The organism is Pseudomonas sp. 210_17 TE3656 (genome assembly GCF_054821965.1).
In genome coordinates, this window is record NZ_JBTRBC010000001.1 from 3881197 (window position 1) to 3902185 (window position 20989).

The 20989-nt window shown below is 59.7% G+C and carries 20 protein-coding genes; 7 read left to right on the forward strand and 13 right to left on the reverse strand.

Annotated features, from left to right (window positions below):
- Positions 1–16: 16 nt before the first annotated feature.
- Together ACVI9W_RS18215 and pdxH are read left to right on the forward strand one after the other, a co-directional pair.
- Positions 17–988: an OmpA family protein gene (locus ACVI9W_RS18215; RefSeq protein ID WP_461530734.1), complete on the forward strand. Its 972-nt coding sequence runs from the start codon at positions 17–19 to the stop codon at positions 986–988.
- Between the two features lie 18 nt (positions 989–1006).
- Positions 1007–1654, forward strand: a complete 648-nt coding sequence (pdxH, locus tag ACVI9W_RS18220; RefSeq protein WP_461530735.1) for a pyridoxamine 5'-phosphate oxidase — start codon at positions 1007–1009, stop codon at positions 1652–1654.
- Here the strand turns inward: pdxH and ACVI9W_RS18225 are convergent.
- Positions 1651–1887: a hypothetical protein gene (locus tag ACVI9W_RS18225; RefSeq protein WP_422420889.1), complete on the reverse strand. Its 237-nt coding sequence runs from the start codon at positions 1885–1887 to the stop codon at positions 1651–1653. The two genes, pdxH and ACVI9W_RS18225, sit on opposite strands and share 4 nt — an antisense overlap.
- A 146-nt stretch (positions 1888–2033) precedes the next feature.
- Between ACVI9W_RS18225 and ACVI9W_RS18230 the strand changes: the two genes are divergently transcribed.
- Positions 2034–2498 carry an outer membrane lipoprotein gene (locus ACVI9W_RS18230; protein WP_461530736.1) on the forward strand — a complete coding sequence of 155 codons (465 nt, stop codon included), beginning with the start codon at positions 2034–2036 and terminating at the stop codon, positions 2496–2498.
- A gap of 68 nt (positions 2499–2566) precedes the next feature.
- Here ACVI9W_RS18230 and nhaA read toward each other — a convergent pair whose 3' ends face one another.
- Positions 2567–3745: a Na+/H+ antiporter NhaA gene (nhaA, locus tag ACVI9W_RS18235; protein WP_461530737.1), complete on the reverse strand. Its 1179-nt coding sequence runs from the start codon at positions 3743–3745 to the stop codon at positions 2567–2569.
- A gap of 220 nt (positions 3746–3965) precedes the next feature.
- On the opposite strand from nhaA, the gene ACVI9W_RS18240 reads away from it, so the two are divergent.
- Positions 3966–5060, forward strand: a complete 1095-nt coding sequence (locus tag ACVI9W_RS18240; RefSeq protein ID WP_422420894.1) for a PLP-dependent cysteine synthase family protein — start codon at positions 3966–3968, stop codon at positions 5058–5060.
- A 77-nt stretch (positions 5061–5137) separates the two neighbouring features.
- Here ACVI9W_RS18240 and ACVI9W_RS18245 read toward each other — a convergent pair whose 3' ends face one another.
- The 3 genes from ACVI9W_RS18245 to ACVI9W_RS18255 all read right to left on the reverse strand — a co-directional run bounded on the left by ACVI9W_RS18245 (position 5138) and on the right by ACVI9W_RS18255 (position 8202).
- On the reverse strand, positions 5138–6751 hold the full coding sequence (locus tag ACVI9W_RS18245; protein ID WP_422418200.1) for an NAD(P)/FAD-dependent oxidoreductase: 1614 nt from the start codon (positions 6749–6751) through the stop codon (positions 5138–5140).
- Positions 6752–6857: 106 nt separating this feature from the next.
- Positions 6858–7532, reverse strand: a complete 675-nt coding sequence (locus ACVI9W_RS18250; protein WP_461530738.1) for a COG3650 family protein — start codon at positions 7530–7532, stop codon at positions 6858–6860.
- A gap of 70 nt (positions 7533–7602) precedes the next feature.
- The gene (locus tag ACVI9W_RS18255; protein WP_342624463.1) at positions 7603–8202 is read right to left on the reverse strand and encodes a short chain dehydrogenase; all 600 of its coding nucleotides are present in this window, start codon (positions 8200–8202) and stop codon (positions 7603–7605) included.
- A gap of 108 nt (positions 8203–8310) precedes the next feature.
- On the opposite strand from ACVI9W_RS18255, the gene ACVI9W_RS18260 reads away from it, so the two are divergent.
- A complete protein-coding gene (locus ACVI9W_RS18260; RefSeq protein WP_461530739.1) occupies positions 8311–9219 on the forward strand; it encodes a LysR family transcriptional regulator in 909 nt (302 codons plus the stop codon).
- A 3-nt stretch (positions 9220–9222) separates the two neighbouring features.
- Here ACVI9W_RS18260 and ACVI9W_RS18265 read toward each other — a convergent pair whose 3' ends face one another.
- From ACVI9W_RS18265 to ACVI9W_RS18290, 6 genes are all read right to left on the reverse strand, one after another.
- On the reverse strand, positions 9223–9468 hold the full coding sequence (locus ACVI9W_RS18265) for a hypothetical protein (RefSeq protein ID WP_157191441.1): 246 nt from the start codon (positions 9466–9468) through the stop codon (positions 9223–9225).
- A gap of 138 nt (positions 9469–9606) precedes the next feature.
- The gene (locus ACVI9W_RS18270; protein ID WP_038607943.1) at positions 9607–10308 is read right to left on the reverse strand and encodes an ABC transporter ATP-binding protein; all 702 of its coding nucleotides are present in this window, start codon (positions 10306–10308) and stop codon (positions 9607–9609) included.
- Positions 10309–11076 (reverse strand): high-affinity branched-chain amino acid ABC transporter ATP-binding protein LivG, encoded by a 768-nt coding sequence (gene livG, locus ACVI9W_RS18275; protein ID WP_038607946.1) that lies wholly within the window; start codon positions 11074–11076, stop codon positions 10309–10311.
- On the reverse strand, positions 11073–12329 hold the full coding sequence (locus tag ACVI9W_RS18280; protein ID WP_038607949.1) for a high-affinity branched-chain amino acid ABC transporter permease LivM: 1257 nt from the start codon (positions 12327–12329) through the stop codon (positions 11073–11075). The genes livG and ACVI9W_RS18280 overlap by 4 nt, the downstream gene beginning before the upstream one ends.
- Positions 12326–13249 carry a high-affinity branched-chain amino acid ABC transporter permease LivH gene (livH, locus tag ACVI9W_RS18285; RefSeq protein WP_028943524.1) on the reverse strand — a complete coding sequence of 308 codons (924 nt, stop codon included), beginning with the start codon at positions 13247–13249 and terminating at the stop codon, positions 12326–12328. Before livH ends, ACVI9W_RS18280 begins: the two co-directional genes overlap by 4 nt.
- Before the next feature lie 228 nt (positions 13250–13477).
- Positions 13478–14605: a branched-chain amino acid ABC transporter substrate-binding protein gene (locus ACVI9W_RS18290; RefSeq protein WP_461530740.1), complete on the reverse strand. Its 1128-nt coding sequence runs from the start codon at positions 14603–14605 to the stop codon at positions 13478–13480.
- 321 nt (positions 14606–14926) lie between these two features.
- Between ACVI9W_RS18290 and ACVI9W_RS18295 the strand changes: the two genes are divergently transcribed.
- Positions 14927–15232, forward strand: a complete 306-nt coding sequence (locus tag ACVI9W_RS18295) for a DUF2288 domain-containing protein (protein WP_342624469.1) — start codon at positions 14927–14929, stop codon at positions 15230–15232.
- A gap of 181 nt (positions 15233–15413) precedes the next feature.
- On the opposite strand, the gene ACVI9W_RS18300 is transcribed toward ACVI9W_RS18295, so the two are convergent.
- On the reverse strand, positions 15414–17597 hold the full coding sequence (locus tag ACVI9W_RS18300) for a hypothetical protein (protein WP_461530741.1): 2184 nt from the start codon (positions 17595–17597) through the stop codon (positions 15414–15416).
- 199 nt (positions 17598–17796) lie between these two features.
- Here ACVI9W_RS18300 and ACVI9W_RS18305 point away from each other — a divergent pair, with 199 nt between their 5' ends.
- A complete protein-coding gene (locus ACVI9W_RS18305) occupies positions 17797–18684 on the forward strand; it encodes an NAD(P)-dependent oxidoreductase (RefSeq protein WP_038607960.1) in 888 nt (295 codons plus the stop codon).
- Here ACVI9W_RS18305 and ACVI9W_RS18310 read toward each other — a convergent pair.
- Positions 18584–20860, reverse strand: coding sequence for a putative bifunctional diguanylate cyclase/phosphodiesterase (locus ACVI9W_RS18310; RefSeq protein ID WP_461530742.1), 2277 nt, complete (start codon positions 20858–20860; stop codon positions 18584–18586). The genes ACVI9W_RS18305 and ACVI9W_RS18310 overlap by 101 nt on opposite strands.
- Between the last annotated feature and the right edge of the window lie 129 nt (positions 20861–20989).

Here is a 20989-nt window from a genome sequence, read left to right on the forward strand (position 1 = left end):
TCATGGTGTATCACTGATGTCTTCACATAAAACCTTAGCTATCGCCCTGTGCCTGGCCATGACCGGCTGTGCTCAGCACTCCCCGAAAGGTGCGGCCGACAGTGGCATCGACTGGTGGCCCTTCGGCTCGGACAAGGTTGCCAACCAGGAAGTGAAGGAAGTGGTTGTCGAGAAAGTCGCCAAGGCCGATGCCAAGTCCGAGAGCAGCAGCCGCTGGTGGTGGCCGTTCGGTGACAGCGACAAGGCCAAGGTTGCGGCCGTGCCGAAGATTGACCACAAGGCCACCCAGGCCTGGCTGGACAGCTACGAACCGCGCCTGCGTGAAGCAATCAAGGACAGCAAGTTCGAACTTGAGCGCCGTGAAGACGTGCTGGTCGTCACCGTACCGGTAGACAGCTCCTACAACCCGGATCGTCCGGCCATGCTTCTGCCGGTCACCCTCGGCCCCATTACCCGCGTGGCCAAAGCGATTGAAACCGATAAGCAGACCGCTGTACTGGTGCTCGGCCATGCCGACACCAGCGGTGCCGCCGCCGGCAACCAGAAGCTCAGCCAGGAACGCGCCCAATCGGTAGCAGCCATCTTTCGCCTCAGTGGTCTGGAACGTGATCGCCTGATGTTGCGTGGCATGGGTTCGGAAATGCCGCGTGCGGCCAACGACAGTCTGCAGGGCCGTGCCCTGAACCGTCGGGTGGAACTGGTGCTGACCCCGCAAAACACCATGGTCGCGTTGCTGGCCAAGTACAAGCAGCCGACGCCGAGCCCGGCCGAGCTGGTCGCGGTGCAGGATGCCAAGGCCCCGGTCAAGGCCGCGGTGAAGCCTGCCGCCAAGGCTCCGGTGAAGAAAGCCAGCACCAGCAAAAAAGCCGCCCCGGCCAAAGCCACGACCGCCAAGAAGAGCGCCCCGGCAGCCAAGCCCGCAGCCAAGAAGCCTGCGCCTGCTGCCAAAAAAGTGGCCGCCAACACCAGCCCTGCGAAGACCAACTGATCGTCAAGGAACGCAGTAATGACCAAGACCCTGGCCGATATGCGCCGCGATTACACCCGTGATGGCCTGGCGGAAGCCCAGGCCCCGGACCAGCCTTTCGCATTGTTTCGCCAATGGTTCGACGATGCGGTGAAGACCGAACAGCCGCCGGTGGAAGCCAATGCCATGACGTTGGCAACGGTAGACGCCGATGGCCGTCCGCATTGCCGGATCCTGTTGCTCAAGGGCCTGGATGACCAGGGTTTTACCTTCTTCACCAACTACGACAGCGCCAAGGGCCAGCAGCTGCAGGCCAATCCGTTTGCGGCCATGACGTTCTTCTGGCCGGCCCTGGAGCGTCAGGTGCGGATCGAAGGCAAGGTGGTCAAGGTCACGCCCGAAGAGTCGGACGAGTATTACCAGGTGCGCCCGTTGGGTAGTCGTCTGGGTGCTTGGGCCTCACCGCAAAGCCAGGTGATTGCTGATCGCGCCGAGCTGGAAGGGTTGGTCAAGGCCACCGAACAGCGTTTCAGCGATACCCAGCCGCATTGCCCTGAGCACTGGGGTGGTTACCGTTTGCTGCCAGAGCGTATCGAGTTCTGGCAGGGGCGAGCCAGCCGCCTGCACGACCGTCTCAACTACCGCCTGCAACAAGGCAACTGGCTGCGTGAGCGTCTGGCGCCCTAATCGGCCCGGTAAGCGGCGGCCTCGCGTTCCAGCCAGGTCGCCAGCTCGGCGCGTTTGATCTTCTGTGCCTTGGCATTGTCCAGACATTCAAGCATGTAGGCTTTCTTGCCTTCGTCCGTACCGGCCATTGACAGCGCCAGGTCGCGGTCCATCCAGCGGCGGATGCGCACATACAACCACCAGTGAAAATACAGGCCTGCCAGAGTCGTGATGACGACGATGAAGTAATCCATGTCTATCCTTGCGCTAAAGGTTTTTCAGGCTGCATCGGTGACACAGGCTGTATGGAAGCTGAATGGAATCAATTTTACCCCGCATCGATCGTGACAGTCGTCAATGCGCGGAGTCTAATGAACACCTGTCTTATGGAGGTCATCCTATGCGTAAATCTGTTTTGCTGGTTGCCAGCTTCACCACCATGTCGCTGCTGCTCACCGGTTGTGCCTCGAGCCTGACCGGTGATTCCTACTCGCGTGACGAAGCTCGCCGCGTGCAAACCGTGCGCATGGGAACCATCGAAGCGCTGCGGCCAGTGAAAATCGAAGGTACCAAAACGCCTATCGGTAGCGGTGCCGGTGCTATCGTCGGCGGCGTAGCGGGTAGCTCCGTCGGCGGTGGCAAAGGCAGCATTGTTGCGGCGGTCATTGGTGCCGTGGCGGGTGGCTTGGTGGGTGCTGCCGCTGAAGAAGGCATGACCCGTACCCAGGGCGTGGAGATCACTGTGCGTGAAGACGATGGCAGCACGCGTGCCTATGTACAGGCAGTCCAGGAAAACGAGATTTTCCGCGTTGGCGAGCGTGTCCGGATCATGACCGTAGACGGTACCAGCCGGGTTAGTCGCTGATCGTTCAGCGCTAAAAGAAAACCCCGACTCGGCAGTGCCGGTCGGGGTTTTTTATGGCCTGGACCGGGTCAGGCGGCGGTTGCCTTGCGGCTGGCCAATGCGGTGATGCCGTAGCCGATCAGGGCGGCGAGAATGGACCCGGTGAGGATGCCCATACGGTCCATGCCGGCATACTCGCTACTGCCCGGAACAAAGGCCAGCGAGCCGACGAACAGGCTCATGGTAAAGCCGATGCCACAGAGGATCGCCACGCCCAGCACCTGGCCCCAGTTGGCGCCACCGGGCAGGGCGGCCATGCCAAGCTTGACCGCGATCCAGGTGAGGCCGAACACCCCTACGGTCTTGCCCAGCAGCAAGCCGACGGCAATACCCATGGGTACGTGATGGGTGAAGCTTTCCAGGGTTACCCCGGCCAGCGATACCCCGGCGTTGGCGAACGCGAACAGCGGCAGGATGCCGTAAGCCACCCAGGGGTGCAGGGCATGTTCCAGCGTCAGCAGCGGAGAAGGTTCGGCGTTGCGTGTACGCAATGGAATGCACAGCGCGAGGGTGACCCCGGCGAGGGTGGCGTGGACACCGCTTTTGAGTACACAGACCCAGAGGATCAGGCCGATCACCATGTACGGGCCGAGTTTGACCACCCCGAGCCGGTTCATTGCGATCAGCGCCAGCAAGCAGGCGCCGGCCAGCATCAGCGACAGGCTCGACAGTTCACCCGAGTAGAACAGCGCAATGACAATGATTGCGCCCAGGTCATCGATAATTGCCAGGGTCATCAGGAACAACTTGAGCGACACCGGCACGCGTTTGCCCAGCAGCGCCAATACGCCCAGGGCAAAGGCGATGTCGGTGGCCATGGGGATGGCCCAGCCGGCAACGGCGGCCGGGTTGTCCTTGTTCAGGAACCAGTAGATCAGCGCCGGTACCACCATGCCGCCGATGGCAGCAGCACCCGGCAGGACGATCTGCGAAGGCTTGGACAGGTGACCGTCGATTATCTCGCGCTTGACCTCAAGGCCGATCAGCAGGAAGAACAGGGCCATCAGGCCGTCGTTGATCCACAGCAGCAAGGGTTTGGCGATTTTCAGTGCGCCGATCTGGGCGACCACAGGTACATCCAGCAAGCCGTTGTACAGGTATGACAAGGGCGAGTTGTTGATGATCAGGGCCAGGGCGGCGGCAGCAATCAGCAATAGACCGCTGGCCGCTTCCAACTGAAAGAAACGTGTGAAGGTGCTTCGCAGCAAGGGCGCTCTCCATCCTGAGGATTCCGATAGGGGGACACCCTACCTTGTGAGGATATGCATTAAAACAAAAACTATATTCTTTTTTGTTATAAGCTGTGACTAACCTGACCAAGGCAGCCTAGCAGTTGGGTAGGAATATATTGTCTGGCTGTATCTGTTGGAGATGTAGGGACTTTCTTAACATGCTCCCTTATAAATCGATCTTTTTCGGGACTGGACCATGAACGATCACCGCCAGTGGGCACGTGAAGCAATCCGCATCATCGAGGCTGACTTCCAGCGCAGTGCCGATACACACCTGATCCCGCTGCCCTTGCCGGGTTTTCCCGAGGTCGAGTTGTACTTCAAGGACGAATCCAGTCACCCCACCGGCAGCCTCAAGCATCGCCTGGCGCGGTCGCTGTTTCTCTATGCCCTGTGCAATGGCTGGCTACGTCCAGGGGCGCCGGTGATCGAAGCCTCCAGCGGCTCGACGGCAATCTCCGAAGCCTACTTCGCGCGCCTGCTCGGCCTGCCCTTCATCGCCGTGGTGCCCGCCAGTACCTCTCAGGAAAAGATTGCCCAGATCGCGTTCTACGGTGGCCAGAGCCATCTAGTGAATGACCCCACGCAGCTCTACGCAGAATCCGAACGTCTGGCGCGGGAAACCGGCGGTCACTTCATGGACCAGTTCACCTACGCCGAGCGCGCCACCGACTGGCGCGCCAACAACAATATTGCCGAATCGATCTTTACCCAGATGCGTTTCGAACGGCATCCAGAGCCTGCCTGGCTGATTTCGAGCCCGGGCACTGGCGGCACTACCGCGACCCTCGGGCGCTATGTGCGCTATCGCCAGCATGCCACCCGGGTGCTGTGTGCCGATGCCGAGCGCTCGGTGTTTTTCGACAGCTATACCAGCGGCGACCGCTCGTTGTTGCTCGATTGTGGATCACGAATCGAGGGCATTGGCCGGCCACGTGTAGAAGCCTCGTTTCTGCCTCAGGTGATCGATGCCATGATCAAAGTGCCTGATGCACTGTCCCTGGCGGCCATGCATTACCTGGCTGAACGCCTGGGGCGTCGGGTGGGCGGTTCGAGCGGTACCAACCTGATCGGTGCGCTGATGGCGGCACGGCAGATGCAAGCGGCGGGGGAGGCGGGATCGATCGTGGCGATTCTGTGTGATGGCGGCGATCGTTATGCGACCACCTATTACGACCAGGACTGGCTGGTAGCGCAGGGGTATCAGTTGCAGGGATTGATCGATGCGGTAACAGCCTGTGTGGAACGGGGTGAGGCTTTGCCTGAGACGGTATTGCGCGCGGGGATTTGAAGTGCATCGCGGGGCAAGCCCGCTCCCACAGGTTTGGAATACTCCTGTGGGAGCGGGCTTGCCCCGCGATTGCTCTATCAGCCGTCCAGGCCCAGCATACTGCGAGCCACCGCCTCGGCAATACGAATCCCGTCGACACCCGCCGACAGAATGCCACCGGCATAACCTGCACCTTCACCCGCCGGGAACAGGCCCTTGAGGTTCAGGCTCTGCATGCTGGCATCACGGGTGATACGCAGCGGCGATGAGGTACGGGTTTCGATACCGGTCAACACCGCGTCATGCAGGTTGTAGCCCTTGATCTGCCGATCGAAGGCCGGCAAGGCTTCACGGATGGCTTCGATGGCGAAGTCCGGCAGGCTCGGGGCCAGGTCGCCAAGATTGACGCCGGGCTTGTACGACGGCTCGACACTGCCCAGGGCGGTGGATGGCCTGCCGGCGACAAAGTCACCGACCAGCTGTGCCGGCGCCTGGTAATTGCTGCCGCCCAGTACATAGGCATGGGCTTCAAGCTGTTCCTGCAACTCGATGCCTGCCAGCGGACCACCTGGATAATCCTGCTCCGGGGTGATACCGACGACGATGCCAGAGTTGGCATTGCGCTCGTTGCGCGAGTACTGGCTCATGCCATTGGTGACTACCCGGCCCGGCTCGCTGGTGGCCGCGACCACGGTGCCGCCCGGGCACATGCAGAAGCTGTAGACCGAACGGCCGTTCTTGGCGTGGTGCACCAGTTTGTAATCCGCCGCGCCCAGTTTCGGGTGCCCGGCGTATTTGCCCAGGCGAGCCTGGTCAATCAGCGATTGCGGGTGTTCGATGCGGAAACCGATGGAGAACGGTTTGGCTTCCATGAACACGCCGCGCGCATGCAGCATGCGGAAAGTGTCACGGGCGCTGTGGCCCAGGGCCAGGACCACATGGCGCGAGTGCAGTTGTTCACCGCTCTGCAACACCACGCCGTTGAGCTGGCCATCGTCCATCAGCAAATCGGTAACTTTCTCTTCGAAGCGTACTTCGCCGCCCAGCGCCTGGATCTCGTGACGCATGTTCTCGACCATGCCGGTCAGGCGGAAGGTACCGATGTGCGGTTTGTTGACGTAGAGGATCTCTTCCGGCGCGCCGGCTTTGACGAACTCGTGCAACACCTTGCGGCCGTGGTGCTGCGGGTCCTTGATCTGGCTGTAGAGTTTGCCGTCGGAGAAGGTACCGGCGCCACCTTCACCGAACTGTACGTTCGACTCGGGGTTGAGCACGCTTTTGCGCCACAGGCCCCAGGTATCCTTGGTGCGCTGACGCACTTCCTTGCCGCGCTCGAGGATGATCGGCTTGAAGCCCATCTGCGCCAGCAGCAGGCCGGCGAAAATCCCGCACGGACCGAAGCCGACCACGATGGGGCGCTCTTGCAGGTCGGCAGGGGCCTGGCCGACCACCTTGTAGCTGACATCCGGCGCGACATTGACGTTGTGATCGTCGGCGAACTTGTGCAGCAGCTCGGCTTCGTTGCTGACGTTCAGGTCGATGGTGTAGATGAACAGCATTTCGCTGTTCTTCTTGCGCGCATCATAGCTGCGCTTGAACAAGGTGAAGTCCAGCAACTGGTCGTCGCTGATCCCCAGGCGTTGCACGATGGCCTCGCGCAGGGCTTCATCAGGATGATCCAGCGGCAGCTTCAGTTCGGTGATTCGTAACATGGCAGGGTCCAGTATCCCGGCCATGAACGGCCGGCGGCTTTACACAAACCGCCAAGTATAAGCTGTTCGCCGCCTTTGCAGGCAGGATTAACGCGGGCGCCGATGATCAGTCGTTACGTGAACCGCCGTAGTAGGCGCAACCGCGCAGGGTCTGGCCGTTCACTCGCAGCTCGGCGCTCAGGTGGCTGACTGCACCACTCATGCTGTCGACGCAGCGTTGCGGAGCGACCCAGAGATCGACGCGCTGACCGTTGGCTTCGGTGCTGAGGCTGAAGCGACCATCAGGCAATTGTTCTTCCAGGAACGGCACGGCCAGTTCCGGCACGCCCGGGCGCGTCAGGACCATGCCCTTACCGCTGGCCTTGAGGTCCCAGTCCGGCTCGTTGCCGTGTGCACGCACGGTCAGGCGCTTGAAGTTGGGATCAGTGCAGGCGCTGCTGGAGTTCTCGACCCGGTACAGGCGCTGGACATTCAATTGTCCGTCGTTGCCGGCATTCTGGCCTGCGGAAAGGTTACCGCTGATGTCCGCGAACAGCGTGCCCGGTTCGCCGGCCAGGGCAGCGGCTTCCTGCAACACACCGGTGTTGCCGCTATCGAAGACGGCAAAGTGGCGACTTTCTGTACATGGCTTGAACAACAGCTGGCCGCCCTTGGCAGTCAATTCGCCCTGCATCCGGGTCATGCCTGCGGTAGAAGCTGCCTGCGGTTTTTCCGCCAGCATCTGGCAGCCGGCGAACAGCGGCAACAGGGCGACAAGCAACAACGAAGGGGCGGCACGCATCAAGCAAACTCCAGGGTCTCTACCGAAAGGTGCCGCCACGTTACGCAGGCTGGACGCCGATCACAAGGCCTCAGCCGACATGATAGGTCTGGCCGGTTTGCAGGCCCTCGACGCTCTTGGCATAGGCCAGCGCCACATCCGTCGCCGGTACCGGTTTGAATCCGCGGAAATACGGGGCGTAGGCCGGCATGGCTTCGACCAGTACGTTGGGGCTGATTGAGTTGACCCGCAGGCCACGGGGTAACTCGATTGCTGCCGCTTTGACGAAGGCATCAATGGCGCCGTTGACCAGGCTGGCCGAGGCACCGGTACGGATCGGGTCGTGGCTGGTGATGCCGGTGGTGAAGGTGAACGAGCCACCGTCGTTGATGAACTCGCGACCGATCAGCAGCAGGTTGACCTGGCCCATGAGCTTGTCGTTCAGGCCCAGGGCAAAGTGTTCTGCAGTCATCTCGTCCAGTGGCGCGAAGGTGACATTACCGGCTGCGCAGACCAGGGCATCGAAACGCCCGGTTTGTTCGAACAGGCGGCGAATCGAAGCGCTGTCGCTGATATCTACCTGATAGTCGCCGCTGCTGCGGCCGATGCGCAGCACTTCATGACGTTGTTCCAGCTCTTTGGCCACCGCCGACCCGATGGTGCCGTTGGCGCCGATCAACAGGATTTTCATTGAACCGTTCCTCGCAGTTTTTTGGGGACAAGGCTCAAGTCTAGAGTGGATTTTTTTGCGGATAAGCGTGCTAATAGGCAACCTTTGGTTTTCATCTGGAAACAATCAATGAGCGACCTGGATGATCTGGCGGCCTTCGCCGTGTTGATGGATGCCGGTAGCTTCACCCAGGCCGCGCAACAACTGGGGTGGAGCAAGGGGCAGCTGTCCAAGCGCATCAGTGCTTTGGAGGCCAGTCATTCGGTAAAGCTGCTGCACCGCACCACGCGGCGTCTGAGTTTGACTGCAGCGGGTGCCATGTTGCTGCCCCAGGCCCAGGCATTGGTGCGGCAAATGGAGGCCGCGCGTCAGACTTTGGCGATGCTCAAGGACGAACTGGCTGGCCCGGTGCGCATCACCGTACCGGTGTCGCTGGGCGAGACCTTCTTCGAAGGTTTGCTGCTGGAGTTCGCCGTCGACTATCCGGATCTGCAGGTGGAACTGGAGCTGAACAATGGCTACCGGGATCTGTTGGCGGAGGGCTTCGATCTGGCGATTCGCACCGAGGTCCAAGACGATGCACGCTTGGTTGCGCGCCCGCTGTTGGCCATGCAGGAACTGACCTGCGCCAGCCCTGCCTATCTGCAGCGCCAGGGCGAACCACATCTGCCGGCTGAATTGAGTGCTCATCGCTGTTTGCTCAACAGCCACTACAGTGGGCGGGAAGAATGGTTGTATCACCACCAGCATGAACTGCTGCGGGTGCAGGTTGCCGGCAGTTTTGCCAGCAATCACTACAGCCTGCTGAAGAAAGCTGCATTGCTCGGTGCCGGCATCGCCAGGCTGCCTTCCTACATGGTGCATGCGGAGCTTGCCGATGGCCGCTTGCAGTGGTTGCTGCGTGACTATCAGACCCGCAGTGTGCCGTTGTTTCTGGTGCATCCGTATCAGGGCCGGATGCCCAGAAGAGTCCAGGTACTGGCCGACTACCTGCTGCGCTGGTTCAAGCGCAGCAGCCAGGCGTTGCAGACGCTGTAGGGATTACATCTTGTTGTCGTGCTTTTCACCTTTCATCATTTTGTCGTCTTTGCCCATCATGTTTTTGTCCATCTTGTCTTTGCTCATGTCCATCTTGTCGTCGGCCATGTGCTTATCCATTTTCATGTCCTTTTCCATGCTGGCTTCCTTGTCCATTTTCATGTCTTGGGCGGCATGCACGGCCGGCAGGAAGGCCAGGCTCGAACCAAGGCTGAGGATGAGGGCGGCGGCGCTGATGGTTTTGTTCATGGTGGGACTCCAGTAGGTTAGAAGGGCGAGTGCCACTGGCTGTGGCTCACCTGCAGCACTAGAGTCCGCTGCCCGGGAGGCGTTACAGCGGGCAAGAAAAAAGGCCCGTAGGCCTTTTTTCGATTGCGCTGCAGAAGGTCAACCGCCCAGGTAGGCGTCGCGGACCTTGGGATCGGTCAGCAGTGCTTCCCCGGTGCCCTGCATCACCACCCGGCCGTTCTCCAGCACATAGGCACGGTCGGCAACTTTCAGGGCCTGGTTGGCGTTCTGCTCGACCAGGAACACCGTCACGCCATCACGCCGCAGTTGCTCGATGATGTCGAAGATCTGCTGAATGATGATCGGAGCCAGGCCCAGCGACGGCTCGTCCAGCAACAGTAGCTTGGGCTTGCTCATCAGCGCCCGGCCAATTGCGAGCATTTGCTGCTCGCCACCGGACATGGTGCCACCGCGCTGAGAGAAGCGCTCCTTCAGGCGCGGGAACAGCTGCAGGACTTTGTCCATCTGCTCCTGATAGTCGCCCTTGTTGGTGAAGAAGCCGCCCATGGCCAGGTTCTCTTCCACGGTCAGGCGGGCGAATACCCGGCGACCTTCAGGAACCACGGCAATGCTCTTGCGCATGATGTGCGAGGAGGGCTGGCCGACCAGCTCTTCACCCAGGTACTTGATGCTGCCGCTGTGAGCCTGGGGCGAACCGCACAGGGTCATCAGCAGGGTCGACTTGCCGGCGCCGTTGGCGCCGATCAGGGTGACGATCTCGCCCTGGCGGATCTCGACGTTGACGCTGTGCAGCGCCTGGATCTTGCCGTAGAACGTGGAAACGTTTTCGAACTGCAGCATTTACGCTTCCCCCAGGTAAGCTTTGATCACATCAGGGTTGTCGCGGATCTGCTCCGGCGTACCGTCGGCCAGGGGAGTGCCCTGGTTGATCACGACGATATGGTCGGAGATGCTCATGACCAGCTTCATGTCGTGCTCGATCAGCAGCACCGTGACGTTGTGCTCTTCGCGCAACAGGCTGATCAGCGCCTTGAGGTCTTCGGTCTCTTTCGGGTTCAGGCCGGCCGCCGGTTCGTCGAGCATGATGATCCGTGGGCGGGTCATCATGCAGCGGGCGATTTCCAGGCGACGTTGCTGGCCGTAGGCAAGCGTGCCGGCTGGACGGTTGGCGAACTCGAGCAGGTTGACCTTCTCCAGCCAGTACCGTGCGTACTCTTTCGCTTCGTGTTCACTGCGGCGGAAGGACGGGGTCTTGAGCAGGCCGGCGAGGAAGTTGGTATTCAGGTGCCGGTGCTGGGCGATCAGCAGGTTTTCCAGCGCGGTCATTTCCTTGAACAGGCGCACGTTCTGGAAGGTCCGCACCACGCCCTTGCGGGCGATCTCGTGACCGGCCAGGCCCTGGATCGGTTGACCATCGAGCAAGATAGTACCGTCACTAGGCTTGTAGAAGCCGGTCAGGCAGTTGAACACCGTGGTCTTGCCGGCACCGTTGGGGCCGATCAACGCCACGACCTGTTTTTCCTTGACGGTCAGGGCCACGCCGTTGACCGCCAACAAGCCGCCGAAGCGCATGCTCAGGCCGCTGACTTGCAGAATTTCGCGGCTCATCGACGCAGCTCCATATGAGGACGTTGCATAGGCAGCAGGCCTTGCGGACGCCAGATCATCATCAACACCATCAGCGCACCGAACATCAACATGCGGTATTCGCTGAATTCGCGCATCAGTTCAGGCAGCAGGATCATCACAATGGCCGCGAGAATCACGCCCAACTGCGAACCCATACCGCCCAGTACCACGATGGCGAGGATGATGGCCGACTCGATGAAGGTGAACGACTCCGGCGTTACCAGGCCCTGGCGTGCGGCGAAGAAGCTACCGGCAAAACCGGCGAAGCAGGCACCGAGGGTGAAGGCCGACAGCTTGATCACCGTCGGGTTCAGGCCCAGGGCACGGCAGGCGATCTCGTCTTCACGCAGCGCTTCCCAGGCACGCCCGATCGGCATGCGCAGCAGACGGTTGATCACGAACAGCGCCAGCAGGGCCAGCAGCAGGGCGACCAGGTAGAGGAAAATCACCTTGTTGATCGAGTTGTACTGCAGACCGAAGAACTCATGGAAGGTCTGCAGGCCTTCAGCGGCCTTGCGTTCGAAGGTCAGGCCGAAGAAGGTCGGTTTCTCGATATTGCTGATGCCGTTCGGACCGCCGGTCAGCCCGGTGAGGTTGCGCAGGAACAGACGGATGATCTCGCCGAAACCCAGGGTCACGATGGCCAGATAGTCACCGCGCAGACGCAATACCGGGAAGCCGAGCAGGAAGCCGAAGGTCGCCGCCATCAGGCCGGCAAGCGGCAGGCAGATCCAGAAGCTCAGGCCGAAGTAGTGCGATAGCAGGGCATAGGTGTAGGCGCCGACGGCGTAGAAGCCGACATAACCCAGGTCGAGCAGGCCGGCCAGACCGACCACGATGTTCAGGCCAAGCCCGAGCAGTACGTAGATCAGGATCAGGGTGGCGATATCGACTGCGCCGCGCGAACCGAAGAACGGCCAGACCAGGGCAACCACGATCAGGCCCATGATCACCCAGCGCTGGGTCTTGGGCAGGGTCAGGAAGTTGCTCATGGCCGGCGAGATCAGCTTGCGGTCCGAGCGGCGGCGGGTGAGCGCACCCCATTGCTTGTCGAACAGCACGCGCAGGAACATCAGCACCGAGCACACGGCAATGACCGTGATGGTGAAGGAGCCCTGGCTATGGACGATCAGGCGGATGCCATCGATGCTGAGCTTCAGGCCCAGTACCGGGAAGGCCACGGCCCAGACCAGCAAGGCGCTGAAGAACGCCTGTTTGAGATTTTTGTTCATACTTTTTCAACCTCCGGACGGCCGAGGATGCCGGTCGGACGGAACAACAGCACCAGAACCAAAAGACCGAAGGCCACCACGTCCTTGTACTGGTCGCCGAAGATGTCGGCGCCAAAGGCTTCAGCCACCCCCAGCACCAGCCCGCCGAGCATCGCGCCCGGAATACTGCCGATGCCGCCCAGCACCGCCGCGGTGAAGGCTTTCAGGCCTACCAGGAATCCGGCGTTGGGGTTGATCACGCCGTACTGCATGCTCAGCAGTACCGCCGCCACAGCCGCCAGGGCGGCACCGATGACGAAGGTCAGGGCGATGATGTTGTTGGTGTTGATACCCAGCAGGTTGGCCATCTTGATGTCTTCGGCGCAGGCGCGGCAGGCGCGGCCCAGGCGGGAACGGGAGATGAACAGGGTCAAACCGGTCATGGCCACTAGCGTGACGACGAAAACCAGGATCTGCATGTAAGAGATCAGCACTTCCTCTGCGCCGCCTGGGCCGAAGGAGATACTCCCCGGGATCAGGTTGGGGATGGACTTGTCCTTGGAGTCCTGGGATAGCAATACGGTGTTCTGCAGGAAAATCGACATACCGATGGCAGAAATCAGCGGGATCAACCGGTTGCTGTTACGCAAGGGGCGGTAGGCGACCCGTTCGATACTGTAGCCATAGGCACTGGTTACGAAGATCGTGGCGACGAAGGCGACGGTCATCAATATCGGCAGTGAATCGATACCCATCATGGCCAGCCCGGCAAGGGCAATGAAGGCCACGTAGGAACCGATCATGTAAACCTCGCCATGGGCGAAGTTGATCATTCCAATGATGCCGTAAACCATTGTGTAGCCAATGGCTATCAAGGCATAGGTGCTGCCAATGGTCAGACCATTAACCAGCTGTTGGAAGAAGTGATAGATCTCAGGCATTACAGCGCTCCTAAAAACCTGATACGCATTTCACTGGTGGGGCTGCCCCCGGCCTGGCCTTGTGGTCTTGAGCCACTTCGACACCGGCAACTGCCAGCGAACCGCTGGTGACGGTTTTAAGATTTTCAGGTGAACCTGCTCCCGGATCGCGGGAATCAGGCCCATGAACCTCGTAAAACAAAGCCCACTGCTCGCACAGTGGGCTTGTAGTCATGTAGTCAGACGGGATTACTGAGGGGAAACTTCGGTTTTAGGTTTGCCGAAATGCCATTCGTAGACCACGAATTTGAAGTCTTTCAGGTCGCCCTTGTCGTCGTACGACAGCTCGCCAGTCGGGGTCTTGAAGGTGCCGGCGTGGATGGCTGCAGCCACCTTGTCGGTGTCTTCGGACTTGGCAGACTTGATGCCTTCAGCGATCAGCTCGACAGCGGAGTACGCCGGGAACACGAACGGGCCGCTCGGGTCCTTGCCATCGGCCTTGATGGCGTCAACGATTGCCTTGTTCGCAGGATCGGCATCGAACGACTTCGGCAGGGTTACCAGCAGGCCTTCGGAGGCGTTCTGGGCGATTTGCGAGATCGAGTCGTTACCGACACCTTCTGGGCCCATGAACTTGGCCTTCAGGCCTTTTTCCTGGGCTTGGCGCAGGATCAGGCCCAGCTCTGGGTGGTAGCCGCCGTAGTAGACGAAGTCGACGTTGGCTTGCTTGAGCTTCTGGATGATCGAGGAGAAGTCTTTGTCGCCGGCGTTCAGGCCTTCGAAGACGGCAACCTTGGTGCCTTTGCCTTCCAGGGTCTTCTTCACCGCGGTGGCGATACCTTCACCGTATTGCTGCTTGTCGTGCAGGACGGCAACCACTTTCGGTTTGACGTGGTCGGCGATGTAGTTGCCGGCGGCCGGGCCCTGGGCGCTGTCCAAGCCAATGGTACGGAAGATCAGTTTGTAGCCACGGGTGGTGATATCCGGGCTGGTGGCTGCCGGGGTAATCATGATCACGCCTTCGTCTTCGTAAATGTCCGAAGCGGGCTGGGTGGAGCTGGAGCACAGGTGGCCGATCACGTACTTGACGCCATCGTTGACCACTTTGTTGGCTACGGCTACGGCCTGTTTAGGGTCGCAGGCATCATCGTATTCCTTGGCTTCAAGCATCTTGCCATCGACGCCGCCCTTGGCGTTGATGTCTTTGATCGCTTGCTTTGCACCGATGAACTGCATGTCGCCGTACTGAGTGACCGGGCCGGTTTTCGGGCCGGCGATGCCGATCAGGATGGTATCGGCTGCAAACGAATGGCTGGCAACCCCGGCCAGAACCATTGCGGCAAACAGCTTGGAAATCTGCTTAGTAGCCTTACTCATAGTGCTCCACTCATTCTGTTGTAATTTTTATAGTCCTGCGGCCAGAGCTTGAGGACCGGAGTGCTCCGATTTTGCCCTGGCAACTGTACCGGTACAGTGTAGAGCGCTGCTTCGTCGCTTGAAAAGCAGGCCCGCTGGGGCAAATTCGGCGCGTGTCGCTTAATTGACAGAAACTTACAAGAAAGCGGCTTGGTCTTGCCCTGATTCCCGTGGCAATCCTTTGCTTTCAAGTCCTTTTCGATCAATTACTTATTTGAAACCGGGTTTTTCTGCAAAAATACCGACCTCTTACAGTAGTCGAATTATTTCTGGCAGGAACCCATGACTGATCAACCAAGCACCCTCTATGCCAAACTGCTCGGTGAGACCGCAGTAATCGAGTGGAAAGCCCTGGAGCGTTTTTGGGCCAAAGGTGACCTGATTTGGGTCAGCGAGCGCCTGGACCTGATCGAAGTTGCACAGGCAATGGCCGAGAACCGCAGCGAAACCTTCGCTGCATGGCGCAATGCTGGCACTGTTGGCCCGTTGTCTGCCGAGCAAGCGCTAGACCTCCAGAGCCGCGATCCAGAGATCTGGGCGGTGGTGGTTTCGCCGTTTATTGTGATTCAGGAAAAGAAAAAAGCCTGAGCGCGCCCCAGATTGGTGCGCGAAAACAAGCAGCGAGGAGATTTTGGTGCGCGGGACTGTTCAGCGAGGGTGGCTGTTGGTAACAGTTGAGTGTGCTTAACGTTAACGGTAACAGATCGCGGGGCAAGCCCGCTCCCACAGGATTACCTGTAGGAGCGGGCTTGCCCCGCGATGCTTCTGATCAGTAATCCACTTTTCCAGTATGACTGTTCAGCGAAATCACCCGGGTCTTGCCGATCCGGTGACGGAAGATTTCGCGCAGGTATTTCACTGCCTTCTTCACGCATTCGCGCGACAGTCGAATGTCATTGATCGAGACGAACTTGCTCTTGTCGTTGATCAGCTCGCGGTACTTCTTCTCGTACATCGGCTTGATCGCGTACCAGTTGGTATCGAGGATTTTCGCCGGGTTTTCGAATTCATTGAGCAAATCATCGATGCGTTCTTCATCGAAGGTATCGCTGGTGATGAACTCCAGGATGGCGTTGTCCAGGGTGTCGTCGAAGCGGTACGGGTTACGCGCAAAGCAGCGCTTGATGAAGGCCACGATCAAGGTCAGGAAGTCGTCCGACAGGCACGGGCTCTTGGCGATCAGGGTGGTCAGCGACAGGTTCGCCGAAGCGCCGATCACCAGGGCATAGCGCTTGAGGGTGGTGTTGGGGAACAGGCTGTTGAGGTGGGTCTTGAGCCGGTTCAGGTCCATGTACGAGAGCTTGTAGTCCTTGGGCAGGGAGACGATCGATACCACCGACGAACAGTTCTTGAAGAAGTGCAGGTCGTGCAGGGCCGCCGCGTCATAACCAGAGGCCTTGTACTGTTCCAGCGCTGCGCGATAGCGCTTGGACTCGATCGGCAACAGGCTGATGCCTTCGATCGCCTGGGTCACCTTGTTGAAGTGCGGCAGGTCGATGGAGCGGAAGAACAGGTCGTCGATGTTCAGACGCGGCTGGTCCTTCTCGAACACTTTGAATTTATCCGAGTTCGGTGACGGCTGTTCCGGTACCACGGACTCCGCGTAGGCAATGGCCACGGGGCCGGCCAGGCTCATGAACAGGTCGTTGGCATCCAGGCGAATGGTTTCGCCGATGTCGATGCCGGCGCGACGGAAGTAATTCTGGTCGTAGTCGGTGGTCACCGCCTGGGCGGTCAGGATGTTGAAGATCTGCTGGGAGATGTACTGGTTGGCGTGTTTTTCCATGGCATTGACATCAATGTTCTGGATGTTGCCGTCATCATTCTCTTCGGCGTAACGCATGATGTCGTTGGAAATCAGCATCATCGCGTTCCACGGGCGGATACGGCCCATGACGCTGGCTTCGCTGCTGTCTTCATTGTCGAAGTTATAGGAGAAGTCCCATTCTTCAGACAGGTACTTGCACAGCAGACGACCGGCGTTGATGTGCAAGGCCTCGGACATTTCGCTGCGGTGATCGGAAATATTCGGCAGTACGCAGATGCCGCTGGTGAAGATCGGTTCGAAGACGAACGAGTGCCCGCTCTTGCCGTCGTTTTCGTCGGCCGGCTTGGTGTCGAAGGTCTTGTTCATGTACGAGTACTGCTGGGCCAGGCCAAACTCCGAGGCCATGCCCGAACCGGTACCACCACCGGCGCTGAAAATGTAGAAGTACAACCGCGACTGGTTGGCCTTGATCCCGCAGGAGTCGATCAGATACGAGTGGATCAGTTTCCAGTCGGCGCTGGAAAAACGATGGGTTTCCTTGTTGAGGATGATCTTGGCCAGGTACTGGCCGAGGATCGGCGCGTTACCGGCGCCCCCGGCATGGACTTCCGAGAGGTCCATGATCTTCATCTTGCTGTAGTCGCGGATGAAGCCGCTTTTTTCACCCTTGCGCGAGAAGCGGATACGACCGGCAATGTCTTTGTCCAGGTCGCCCAGCATTACCAGCGGCTCAACCAGGAACACCGGCTTGCTGCCCTTGTTCTGTACCAGGCGCAGATTGTTGCGGATCCAGCGTGCGGGGCTGTAGGTGGGCTCGCTGCCGGCGCGGTCTTCGTTGTTGAATTCGTTGAGATAGAAGGTGCGGGCGTTGTATACAAGTTCGGCGACATCGAGGGCGATGTTCGAGCCGCAACGGCCCAGGCCGATCAGGCAGACCGACGGGAACTGCTGATCCAGGCGTAGCTGGCTATCGTCTTCGACGTGGACACTGGGCGGAAACACCAAATCGCGCAGGCCATCGAGGTTGTCGAGGATGCGCTGGATATCGGGCTCGGTGAAATACAGGTACTGCTGCGGATTAAGCGTTCGCGGGCTGTAGAATTCTCTGGGCCCTGGAGCGCTGAACGCGGGAGTGGGTGAGGTCAGCTCGGAAACCGCGTTGGCAGTAGTATTCTTGGAGGTCATTTTGCGCCATTTGCCTGGGGGTGGGTGGCTGTTCTAGTGGATATCATAGAGCCATCACTGGATAAGTTTCGCGACTGTATCAGTGCGCATTTGGCGTGAGCGATAGGGGTCTGCCCTAGTGCCATAGGAGTTTTCCTTTCCACGCCTGCAAACTGAATCGTCCAATCTTTCAACTTCTTTAATCTGCCTGGAGCTGTACATGAGCACTGCACGTCCTTCACTGGGGTTTGCCGGAATCGGTCTGATGGGATTGCCGATGTGTCGGCGCTTGTTGGCGGCGGGGTATCCGTTGACTGTCTGGAACCGTTCGCCGGACAAGTGTGCAGCGCTGGTCGAGGCGGGTGCGCGGCAGGTGGAGACTCCGGCCGAGCTGTGTCAGGCGGCTGATCTGGTGCTCTTGTGCCTGGCCGATACGGCGGTGGTGCGTGAGGTGGTGTTCGGGCCCGAAGGTGTGGCCAAGGGTGCCAAAGCCGGGCAGTTATTGGTGGATTTCTCCAGCCTGGAGCCGACCGCGACCCGAGAGATGGCCGCAGAATTGGCCGCGCTCAGTGGCATGAGCTGGCTCGATGCGCCGGTGTCAGGTGGCACGCCAGGGGCCGAGGCCGGCAGTCTGGCGATCATGGTCGGTGGCGATGCGCCAGACCTTGAACGCGTGCGCCCGGTGCTGTTGACCCTGGGCCAACGGGTTACCCATATGGGCCCGGTCGGGGCAGGGCAGGTGACCAAGGCCTGCAACCAGATGATCGTGGCCTGCAACGCTTTGGTGATTGCCGAGGTGGTGGCGCTCGCCGAGCAATCCGGCGTCGATGCCAGTCTTATTGCTGAAGCGCTGGCCGGTGGTTTTGCCGATTCCAGGCCGTTGCAGATTCTCGCACCGCAAATGGCGCAGAGCTGCTTCGAACCGGTCAAATGGCATGTACGTACCTTGCTCAAGGATCTGGATACAGCAGTGAAATTCTCGCGCGAACAGGGTTCGGCAACGCCGCTCAGTGGCCTGGCCGCGCAGCTGATGCGCCTGCACGGAAGTCAGGGCTATCTGCAAAAAGATCCGGCGACATTGATCGATCTGTACCGGCGTAAGGATTGAAGCTGACCAGCGACGATTCGTCTCGCTGGTTAAGGTGACTGAGGATGGCACGCAGCTCACCCAGGGGGACGGGGCGGCTGAGCAGATAACCCTGGACGAAATCGCAACCCTGCTGGGCGAGGAACTGGTATTGCTCCATGGTTTCCACGCCTTCGGTGATCACCTGCAGGTGCAGGGTATGGGCCATGACGATGATTGCCTGGACAATTTCCATGTCCTGCCGGCAGTGCGGTACATCCTGAATGAAGGAACGATCGATCTTCAGGGTGTCCAGAGGCAGACGCTTGAGATAGGCCAGTGATGAGTAACCGGTGCCGAAGTCATCGATCGACAGCGAGACACCGAGGGCGCGGATGCCCTTGAGCAGTGCGATGGTGCTGTGAATGTTGCCCATCAGCGCGTTTTCAGTGACTTCCAGTTCCAGCTGACCGGCTGAAAGCCCGGCCTGCTGCAGGGCGTCCTCAACCTCTCTGACCAGTGTTTCACGGCCGAGGGTCAACGCTGAGCAATTGACCGTGACCTTCAATCTGCCGTAACCATGACGATTGAGTTGCGCCAGGTCTTCACAAGCATGGCGTAGCACCCACAGATCAAGGTCGGCGATCAGGCCGTTGGCTTCGGCGATGCCGATGAAACGCTCCGGGCTGAGCAAACCGTGCTGCGGATGTTGCCAGCGCACCAGGGCTTCGAGCTTGGCCACCTGACCGGTGTGCAGGTCGAAAATCGGCTGGTAGTGAATACGCAGGCCCCGCTCTTCGAGCAGGGCGATGCGCAGTTCTTCTTCCAGTTGCAGCTCCAGCGTGGCGCGGGTCTTGAGGCTGCTGTTGAAGAAATTCAGGCTGTTACGTCCGCAGCCTTTGGACTGATACAGCGCCAGATCGGCATTCTTGAGCAGCTCATCACAGCTGCGGCCGTCGTCGGGGAAGACGCTGATACCAATGCTGGTGGTCATGACCATGCGCCGTCCGGCCAGGTCGATCGGCTCTTTCATTTTTTGCATGATGCGTTGGGCAAGGTGCCGGGCTTCCTCGCGGCTGCTCAAGGCGATCAGGATGCAGAACTCGTCACCACCAAAGCGGGCCACCACGTCCTGGCTACGGGTCGCCGCCTTGATGTAGCCGGCAATGACCTTGAGCAGCTCATCGCCGGCATCGTGACCAAGGCTGTCGTTGATTCGTTTGAAGTGGTCGATATCGAGGAACATCACCGCCAGCATGCCTTCATTGGTGGTCTGTTCGACCAGGCGTTCGGCAAACACCTGATTGAAGCCGCGACGGTTGATCAGGTTGGTCAGGGCGTCGTAATGAGCGGCCTGCTGCAGCGACACCCGCGCCTGATCCAGCTGGCTGAGCAGGACATTGACCCGGCGCAGGTCGTGCTCCTTGCTTTGCAGTTTCTGGTCGGAGAGGGCGGCACTGATACTGCTGGCGCTGACCAGCAGGGTGATGAAGGCGATGGTCAGGCCCAGTTGCAGGTTGTTGTCGGCACCCGGCAGGACCACCACTGCGTCGTTGGGGATGATCAGGGTCATGCCCGCCATGCCGGTGAAGTGGGTGGCGAACATGCCACCGGCCATCAGCAGGCTGGCCGCGTATTTGAGCAACAGATGAAGGGTGCCGCTGCCATAGCGAAAGTAGCGAGCCAGCAACAGGGCCAGCAGGCTGGTGATGATGGCAACTGCAATTGAGGCGGCGAACATGTCCGGACGATAGAATTGTTCGGCGTTGGAGCGCATCGCGGACATGCCGATGTAATGCATCGCAGCGATACCCAGGCCGATGCAGGTGGCGGCCTGGAGGAAATGGCGGACACGCAGGTCACTGCGGCCCAGGGTGTTCATCGCCAGCCAGCCGGCGAACAGCATGACGATCAACGACAAGCCTGTCAGGGCGAAGTCGTAGTGGAGCTCAATGGGCGCCTGAAAGGCCAGCATGCTGATGAAATGCAGGGCCCAGACACCACCGGCCAGGCAGCAGGCGCCGAGCAGACGCCATTGGCGCTGGGCAACGGGCTGCTCTACATGATTCAGGCGTTCAGCCATGCTCAAGGTGGCGAAGCTGCCTGCGCCAGCGACCAGAAAGGCAAGTACGACCAGGTAAGGGTTGTACTGGCACTCTAGAATGATCTGTCCGCTTGCCGGAAGATCGACGAGCATCTGTAGCCCCAGCCACTCCATAGCCTGCCTCTTTGTCGAGTTTTCACTCGTCCCCCAAAAGCCTGTCTGGAGACTGTTCTGCAGGAGTATAGGAAGAGGGCACTAACCCATGCGGATTAATGGCACTTTGACTTCTACGATTTGGGTATT